Source organism: Mesorhizobium sp. (assembly GCF_005063415.1).
In the GTDB taxonomy this organism is placed as follows: domain Bacteria; phylum Pseudomonadota; class Alphaproteobacteria; order Rhizobiales; family Rhizobiaceae; genus Mesorhizobium.
On sequence record NZ_SUEG01000273.1, the window covers coordinates 1 to 3,121 of the forward strand.

The 3,121-nt window shown below is 56.4% G+C and carries 3 protein-coding genes; 2 read left to right on the forward strand and 1 reads right to left on the reverse strand.

Going from position 1 to position 3,121, the window contains the following annotated elements:
* Positions 1-1,723: calcium-binding protein (locus tag E5W70_RS31535; RefSeq protein WP_292665179.1), on the reverse strand; the 1,723-nt coding region annotated here is incomplete at its 3' end.
* Between the two features lie 549 nt (positions 1,724-2,272).
* Here E5W70_RS31535 and E5W70_RS31540 point away from each other — a divergent pair.
* Positions 2,273-2,533: a transposase gene (locus E5W70_RS31540; RefSeq protein ID WP_292665182.1), complete on the forward strand. Its 261-nt coding sequence runs from the start codon at positions 2,273-2,275 to the stop codon at positions 2,531-2,533.
* 271 nt (positions 2,534-2,804) lie between these two features.
* A complete protein-coding gene (locus E5W70_RS31545; protein ID WP_292665181.1) occupies positions 2,805-2,978 on the forward strand; it encodes a hypothetical protein in 174 nt (57 codons plus the stop codon).
* The last annotated feature ends 143 nt before the right edge of the window (positions 2,979-3,121 follow it).

Sequence of the window (3,121 nt, forward strand, 5' to 3'; positions counted from 1 at the left end):
AAAGCGCATGGCTCACCGAAGTGATCACCCTGTCGGAGCCGCCGCCCACGGCCTCAATGACCTTATCGCCGGCATTGTCGACATAGTAGGTGTCGTTGCCACCATAGCCGCTCATCATGTCAGCGCCGCCGAGGCCGTTGATGACATTGGCGCCGGCATTGCCCTGGATGGTCTGGGCAAAGGTGTTGCCCGTCAGGTTGATTGCAGACGTACCGGACGGATTGGTGGTGGCGAGAAGCTCGATCTGGGAGCCCGTCGAAAGCGCATGGCTCACCGAAGTGATCACCCTGTCGGAGCCGCCGCCCACGGCCTCGATGACCTTATCGCCGGCATTGTCGACATAGTAGGTGTCGTTGCCACCATAGCCGGTCATGGTGTCGGCACCACCCATGCCGTTGATGACATTGGCGCCGGCATTGCCGAAGATGCTCTGGGCGAACTCGTTGCCGGTTAGGTTGATTGCCGTCGTGCCGGATGGATACCTCGCAGCGAGAAGCTCGATCTGGGAGCCCGTTGAAAGCGCATGGCCCACCGAAGTGATCACTCTGTCGGAGCCGCCGCCCACCGCCTCGAACACCTTGTCGCCGGCATTGTCGACATAGTAGGTGTCGTTGCCACCATAGCCGCTCATCATGTCGGCGCCGCCAAGGCCGTTGATGACATTGGCGCCGGCATTGCCTTGGATCGTCTGGGCAAAGCCGTTGCCGTTGAGGTTCATTGCCGTCGTGCCGGCCGGATTGCTGGTGGCAAGAAGCTCGATCTCCGAGCCGGCCGCAAGCGCATGGCTCACCGAAGCGAGCACTTTGTCGGTACCGCCACCTGCTGCCTCAATCTCCTTATCGCGGACATCTTCGACATAATAGGTGTCATTGCCGCCATAGCCGATCATCGTGTGGCCGCCGGCTCCGTGGAACACATCGTCGCCGCTGGTGCCGTATAAGGTGTCGCTCGTGTCGACGGGAGGCGGTTCGGTCCCGGAGGTAGCGAGGTTGTGCTCCCGGAAAACGGCCTGCAGTTCCGGGGAGCTTTCAAGCGCGGTGTCGCCGTTCTGCGTTCCCCATTTATAGGTGTAGTCGAAGGCAGGTGACGGCACCAGTGCGGCCCAATGATCGATCATGATTTGCATCTGTTCGGGGGTGGGCATGACCTGTCTTCCGCCGTCGGAAGTCTCCCAGTTACCGCCGCCGAAGGCCTGATAGACCGGAACGATATTGCTAACCGGGATGCCGGACTTCACCGCTGCAGCCACGGCTCGGTCGATCATGTCGTAGTCGACCGTGTCCGTTCCCGTGCGCACCGGATAAGGGTCTATTCCGAAATAGTCGATATGCGTGTTGGCCGGATTGTAGGTGTTCGTAAAATCCGGATTGGTCGGGGATCCCATGTTCATCATGGTGATGAAGGTCTTGGCGCCTGGAAAATGCTCATGGATCCAGTCGGATTCCGCCTTCAGGTTCTCAGCTGTTGCGTAGGTGCCCCACCTGCCGGTGGGATCGGGCTCGTCAACAAGATAGAACCCAAACACGTTCGGATTGCCAAGGAAGGGGGTCATTTTCTCGATGAAGGATGCGGTTACGCCCTCATGCTCATTGAGATAGACCAGGCCCTTCATGCCATCCGGCAATGCGTTGACCAGCGAAACATACTGAACGTCAGCCAGATTGAAGCCGGCGGTTGCGATTTCGGTGGCGGATCCACCCGATGCGTAGTGCAGAGTTGCCATCCATAATCCCTCTTGATTCGATAGCGCCCCGCGGATGTCTGCCTACTAGAGGGTGTATATTAGCGCCAAATCACATACCTGCAGGCTCTGATAGAATGGTTGATCGGTAGCAGGATCGTCACATTGTGGCGAAAAATATACTTGAGTATACGAAGTAACGGACGAAAAAATAAAGATAACTGTAGAGACGATCATGTAATTTTTTGTAGTAGTAATGGGATACATTTTGTACAAAGAAAGTATTTGTGATTATTGTTAAGCCAATTTGGGGAGGTATTGTCCACGTTTCTACGAAAAATAAAACCCTTTTTAGTGAAGATATCGCGACTTGATACAATGTTAAGCTAGGATGTTAGCACGACGACGTTCTCTGCCGACGACACTAATTTGTTGTGGATAGATACCGCTGGTGCCAGCCCGCTGACAGTTTGCGCAACTCAGATTGCGATACGGAGATTGTCAGAATCGGTGCCCTTCCCGAGAGATGGGTGACAGTTCATTCCGGATAGACGGTGTAGTGCAACCCAGAACTGAGACAAAAAAGGGTAACTGCTCTCCGCAAGGAGGACTGAGGAGGAGAAAGATTCGGGGCGACGCTTCAGTTGCGAGTTGAAGCTTGCCGCGGTGCGGCGCGAGACGATGCGCGCGAACGTGAGCAAGCCATCGCGGGAACTCGGCGTCTGGCGCAAGGGTCTCTATCAGTGGCAGAAGCAGTGTCGCGTTGGCGGTCTTCAGCGGCCTCCAACTGGCCGACATCAGTTCCGGGTCGCCGACATCACCTATGTCCATGTTGCCGAGGAGTTCGCCTAATCGTGCTTGAAGCCTACAGCCGCAAGGTCATCGGCTGGGCAATGCCACCCCATCTCAAGTCCGAGCTGGCGATCGCTGCGCTCGACCAGGCGATTGCAGTGCGCCGGTCTCCGCCGGGCAGCGCATGCACCACAGCGATCGCGGCGTGCAATATGTCTGCACTGACTCCGCTGCACGACTTGCAGCGCATCCAGCCGAGCATGAGCCGGATTGGCAATCTTATAACAATGCAAAGGCTGAGGCTTCAGCGAACCAAAGGAGGAAGAGGTCGATGGCCGAGCCTATCGGGGACATCATCTACGCCAAGAAAAGCATCGGCGAACTGATCGGGCGGGTCTACAACAGGCAGCCTGCCATTCCGCCCTCGACTATCTCTGGCCGGATGAATACGAAGCTGAACCTAACACCATTGCGCCACGATCCCCAGCCGCAATCCAAAACCTGAACAAATTTCCCTAATTAGTGTCTCACCCAAGGGGTGCGCCACACCATGTCTCCAGTATAACCGTAACCCATGTGTCCAGAATGGACCCGTGAGCGACCCGAGACATAGGTGACGTTTTGTACCGGACACATGGGTAACACTTT